We start from the raw sequence: 977 nt of genomic DNA, 5'->3' as shown, positions 1-977 counted from the left end.
AGCGAAATTCCTTGTCGGGTAAGTTCCGACCTGCACGAATGGCGTAACGACTTCCCCGCTGTCTCAACCACAGGCCCGGCGAAATTGCACTACGAGTAAAGATGCTCGTTACGCGCAGCAGGACGGAAAGACCCCGGGACCTTCACTATAGCTTGGCATTGGTGTTTGGAATGGCTTGTGTAGGATAGGTGGGAGACTGTGAAGCTCGGACGCTAGTTCGGGTGGAGTCATTGGTGAAATACCACTCTGGTTGTTTCGAATGTCTAACCCGCGCCCCTTATCGGGGTGGGGGACAGTGCCTGGTGGGTAGTTTAACTGGGGCGGTTGCCTCCCAAAGAGTAACGGAGGCGCCCAAAGGTTCCCTCAGCCTGGTTGGTAATCAGGTGGCGAGTGCAAGGGCACAAGGGAGCTTGACTGTGAGACCGACGGGTCGAGCAGGAGCGAAAGCTGGGCCTAGTGATCCGGCACCTACGTGTGGAAGTGGTGTCGCTCAACGGCTAAAAGGTACCCCGGGGATAACAGGCTGATCTTCCCCAAGAGTCCATATCGACGGGATGGTTTGGCACCTCGATGTCGGCTCGTCGCATCCTGGGGCTGGAGTAGGTCCCAAGGGTTGGGCTGTTCGCCCATTAAAGCGGCACGCGAGCTGGGTTTAGAACGTCGCGAGACAGTTCGGTCCCTATCCGCTGCGCGCGTAGGAGTCTTGAAAGGATCTGTCCCTAGTACGAGAGGACCGGGATGGACGAACCTCTGGTGTGCCAGTTGTTCTGCCAAGGGCACGGCTGGTTGGCTACGTTCGGAAGGGATAACCGCTGAAAGCATCTAAGCGGGAAACCTGCCTTGAGATGAGGACTCCCTCCACCTTACGGTGGGTAAGGCCCCCAACAGACTATTGGGTTGATAGGCCGGAGATGGAAGCACTGCAAGGTGTGGAGTCGACCGGTACTAATAGGCCGAGTGACTTGCCTACACTGCAC

At 57.2% G+C, this 977-nt stretch carries 1 rRNA gene; it reads left to right on the top strand.

Going from position 1 to position 977, the window contains the following annotated elements:
* Nucleotides 1–970, top strand: a 23S ribosomal RNA gene (locus ACYVOM_RS41095); the annotation flags it as partial.
* Nucleotides 971–977: the final 7 nt, after the last annotated feature.

The sequence above is a fragment of the Actinocorallia aurea genome (genome assembly GCF_054783995.1).
The sequence above is the reverse complement of the archived record's forward strand: the minus strand, read 5'-3'. Positions and strand labels throughout refer to the sequence as shown.